Source organism: Microcystis sp. M090S1 (genome assembly GCF_020246295.1).
Classification (GTDB): Bacteria; Cyanobacteriota; Cyanobacteriia; order Cyanobacteriales; family Microcystaceae; genus Microcystis; species Microcystis aeruginosa.
In genome coordinates this window covers 1-4,343 of the sequence record NZ_JADBTF010000287.1, presented here as the reverse complement: position 1 = coordinate 4,343, position 4,343 = coordinate 1, and the positions used below count along the sequence as shown (strand labels likewise).

The window sequence follows — 4,343 nt, the reverse complement described above, 5'->3', positions numbered from 1 at the left end:
TGCCCGAATGCTTCGCCCCTACAGGACGCGGGCCGATGAAGACGCAAGGTTTTGAACGACGATTCTCTCAAAATCTTGCACCTGTTTCGCGAGAAAAGCCCCAAAACCTTTACTTTGCCTACATTTCAAATTTATTCAGCAAACCCTATTTTGGAGTAAAAGAAAAATGCGTAAACAGACCATTCAATATACATCATCTTTAGATGCTTTGATTGCTGTTGCCAAGCGACTTAGCGTTTATGAGAACCAACATAAAATGGATTCCGAAGATTTTTATAACCAATACAATCAGGGAACATTATCAGATGATATAATATTTATAGAATGGGCAAACGATTATCGTCATTACCTTGCTTTGCGTCAAGAATTAGAACAAATATTAAATCATGCTGCTTAAACTTTTATCTGATTACCTCAATCAAGTAGAGCAAGCAATTGTGCAGCCAGTAGGGTGTGAAGCGCGATAGCGTAACGCACCAATTTAATGATAGAGGTGGTGCGTTACGGCGGCTTGTTAATTTTGGTTTTTTGACGGAATTGATAGCCGCCTAACGCACCCTACACCTTGAGAAGAGGTAGAGCGCCTAAAACCACTCCTATTCCCAGAAGAGTTAAGGATGGTTCGGGAACCGTCTGCGCTTGCGCCTGTGCTTGCGCTTGTCCTGACAAATCTGATGTTATGAAAACTGTCTCACCAGCTTGAATGTTCAAGGAAATAGTAAAATTTTTGGTCTCACTGAATGAGTTATTTCCACCAATCAATTGACTAAAACTATTGACAATTGTTCCTGGCTCTTTCATGAATTTTAAAGTAAATTCGGCTTGAGCCGACTCGAATAATGGATCTACAATTTGCGTGTTGAGACTCACAGAATAGTTACCTTGAATTGTTAAATTCTGTCCGCTACTACCTTTGTTGGTGATGGCGAGTTTATTGCTGTTTCCTGAAACAACAGCCGAGGCGAAACCTTGTAATCCAGATTGACCTGAGATATTACCACCATCATAATTTAACTGAATAAAACTTAATGATGATGGATCAATCTCCCAAAAAGTCGAGTTAGTTGAAGTTCCTTGAGCGGTTCCTGTTCCTGTGGTTGTTAGCTGAGGAAGAGATGAATTTTCCCCTCCGACATTTTCAAAATCAATGAGCGATAATTGGCTGATATCCAGCTTAAGAGTGACATTAGATAATTGTCCACTAAAACTAGCGGCGATCGCAGGGGAAACAGCGCTGAGAGTTGCAAGCAGTGTTAACGCTAGGTGTAAGGGGAGTGTTTTCATTGTTGTCTTTCCAAACTAAAAAAGGTTGAATTTATTTGCAAAAAAAGTGCTATTTGCCTTGAAGAGATTTCAAGCAAATGTACTAAGCAAAAACAAAAATATCACTAGCACTTAGAGAAGGTGCACCTGTTAAAATTGCCAGCTTTTGTTGAGCAATGATGCCAATTCCATCGGAGTCGAAGAATAAGTCTCCGGTTGAATTATTGTAAATAAATCGGTGATTGTTATTTGATGCAGCACTACCTAAGATAAATTGAGACTGGCCTAATAAAGCATTAGCCGTCAAATTACCACCAAACCCTGATGCTGAAACTTCTATGCGATCGCCGCCACCAACTCCCCAGTCTGTTATTGTATCAATTCCTTCGGTTATATTATTGAAGACGAAGCTATCGGCTCCGTTTCCGCCTGTGAGGGTGTCGTTACCTCCGCGACCGAAGATGTAATCTACTCCCTGACTACCAATTAGGTTGTCATTACCAGGCCCGCCAATTATGGTTTTCTTGAAGGTACTCCTGTCATCATTGGTAATCGTACCTTGTCCTTGGTTATCGGCTATGGTAACGTTGCGACCATTAGCATTTAGGTTACTCAAATTGACGAAGAAAGTCTCGTTACTTTCAACTTGGTTATCGCCATTGACAGCAACAGTAATCGTCTTAGAAGTCTCACCAGCATTGAAGATTAAGGGAGTAGTAGCAATCGCCGTATAATCATTGTCTGCGGTGGTAGCGGTTCCATTGGCTGTGGCATAATTAACCGTTACTGCTGTATCGACGGGATTAGAAAGAGTGACAGTAAATACTGCATTAGTTGTCCCACTATTTCCTTCGGTAATTGTGACATCACTAATCGCAATAGATGCACTGTCATCGTTATTAATCGTTCCCTGTCCCTGATTATCAGCTAAGGTGACATTACTGCCATTTCCTTGTAAATTGCTGAGATTGAGGAAAAATGTCTCATTGAGTTCAACTTGGTTATCGCCATTGACTGCAACTGTAATCGTTTTAGAAGTTTCTCCCGGATTGAAGGTTAAGGTGGTGGTAGGAATAGCAGTGTAATCGGTTCCGGCGGTGGCTGTACCGTTGGCGGTGGCGTAGTTGACGCTAACAACCGTACTGGCGGCACTAGAAAGGCTCACGGTAAAGACCGCGTTAGTGGTGCCGCTATTGCCTTCGGTAAGGGTTACGTCGTTGATAGTAAGAGAAATTGCGGGTTGAGAAACATCGGTAATGGTGACGGTGGCAGTGGGGTCAGCATTGAGGAGTACCGAGACGTTGTGGCTGTAAAAGTTCGCCGCAGCCAAATCGGATTTGCCGTCGCCGTTGAAGTCCCCTACCGTCACGGAAAGGGGACCATTCCCCACAGAAAAGTTAGTGGCGGTGCCGAAACTGCCCGTGCCGGTTCCTAATAGCACCGATACGTTATTGCTCACAGAGTTCGCCACAGCCAAATCGGATTTGCCGTCGCCGTTGAAGTCCCCTACTGTCACGGAACGGGGAACAGTCCCCACAGTAAAGTTAGTGGCGGTGCCAAAACTACCCGTGCCGGTTCCTAATAGCACCGATACGTTATTGCTCACAGAGTTCGCCACAGCCAAATCGGATTTGCCGTCGCCGTTGAAGTCCCCTACCGCCACGGAACGGGGACTACTCCCCACAGCAAAGTTAGTGGCGGTGCCAAAACTACCCGTGCCGGTTCCCAATAGTACCGAGACGTTGTTGCTATTAAAGTTCGCCACAGCCAAATCGGATTTGCCATCGCCGTTGAAGTCCCCTACCGTCACGGAAGTGGGACCACTCCCCACGGAAAAGTTAGTGGCGGGTCCAAAACTGCCCGTGCCGGTTCCTAATAGCACTGAGACGTTGCTGCCGTAACGGTTCGCCACAGCCAAGTCGGATTTGCCGTCGCCGTTGAAGTCCCCTACCGTCACGGAAAAGGGAAAACTCCCCACGGAAAAGTTAGTGGCGGGTCCAAAACTGCCCGTGCCGGTTCCTAATAGCACTGAGACGTTGTTGTTGATGCTAGCGTTCGCCACAGCCAAATCGGATTTGCCGTCGCTGTTGAAGTCCCCTACCGTCACGGAAAAGGGACCACTCCCCACAGCAAAGTTAGTGGCGGTGCCAAAACTACCCGTGCCGGTTCCCAATAGCACCGAGACGTTGCCGCTGTACGCGTTCGCCACAGCCAAATCGGATTTGCCGTCGCCGTTGAAGTCCCCTACCGTCACGGAAAGGGGATTAGTCCCCACGGAAAAGTTAGTAGCAGGATTAAAGCTGGCGCTGGAGTTGGCACCGAGGATGTAGTCTCCCCCCGATGTCAGGTTGACTTTGACGGTTTCGTTGGGGTCATTTACTGCATCGGATACCGCGACGACGTTGAGGGTGGCGGTGGTGGCTCCGGCGGCGATGGTGAAGGTGTTGGCGGTTACTGCGGTGATATTTGTGCCAGCAGTGAAGGAATAGTCGGTGGCAAGGGTGGCGGTACTGCCAGTAGTGTTGAAGTTGACCACTATCCCACCCGTGGGCGCGGGGGTGTCTAGGCTGATGATAAAGGTGCCGACGGTTCCCCCTTCTACGGGGTTGGTGCCGGGGGCGATGGTGATTTTCGGGGTGGTATTGAGGATGACTGAGACGTTGTAGCCCGAACCGTTCGTCGTAGCCAAATCGGATTTGCCGTCGCCGTTAAAGTCCCCTACTCTCACGGAAATGGGACCATTCCCCACAGTAAAGTTAGTGGCGGCACCAAAACTGCCTGTGCCGGTTCCTAATAGCACCGAGACATTGCTGCTGTTAGCGTTCGCCACAGCCAAATCGGATTTGCCGTCGCCGTTGAAGTCCCCTACCGTCACGGAACGGGGAGCAGTCCCCACAGTAAAGTTAGTGGCGGCACCAAAACTGCCTGTGCCGGTTCCTAATAAGCTTTTACGCATTTAAGTTACATTGACAGCATTACCCTTATTTTTAAGTTTTCTACTCCATTTAATAATCAATCCCCCTTCATTTAAAAGCTGATTGACTACTTTTTCCAGTTCTTCTTTATTTTCAAATTCTCGA

2 protein-coding genes and 2 pseudogenes are annotated in these 4,343 nt (G+C 47.2%); 1 reads left to right on the top strand and 3 read right to left on the bottom strand.

Features of this window, described 5'->3' with window-relative positions:
• The first annotated feature begins 166 nt into the window (after positions 1–166).
• On the top strand, positions 167–397 hold the full coding sequence (gene tumA, locus IM477_RS12550) for an antitoxin TumA (protein ID WP_002771674.1): 231 nt from the start codon (positions 167–169) through the stop codon (positions 395–397).
• Between the two features lie 161 nt (positions 398–558).
• Here tumA and IM477_RS12545 read toward each other — a convergent pair whose 3' ends face one another.
• The 3 genes and pseudogenes from IM477_RS12545 to IM477_RS12535 form a co-directional block, all read right to left on the bottom strand.
• Positions 559–1,284, bottom strand: coding sequence for a hypothetical protein (locus IM477_RS12545; protein ID WP_287731998.1), 726 nt, complete (start codon positions 1,282–1,284; stop codon positions 559–561).
• A gap of 82 nt (positions 1,285–1,366) precedes the next feature.
• Positions 1,367–4,207, bottom strand: a pseudogene (locus IM477_RS12540) (beta strand repeat-containing protein); the annotation flags it as partial.
• Positions 4,208–4,219: 12 nt separating this feature from the next.
• Positions 4,220–4,343 (bottom strand): annotated as a pseudogene (locus IM477_RS12535) (IS630 family transposase); the annotation flags it as partial.

What these genes read in the sequence shown, in the direction of transcription:
- IM477_RS12545 (WP_287731998.1), bottom strand. Translation starts at nt 1,284, where the DNA reads ATGAAAACACTCCCCTTACACCTAGCGTTAACACTGCTTGCAACTCTC.
- tumA (WP_002771674.1), top strand. Translation starts at nt 167, where the DNA reads ATGCGTAAACAGACCATTCAATATACATCATCTTTAGATGCTTTGATT.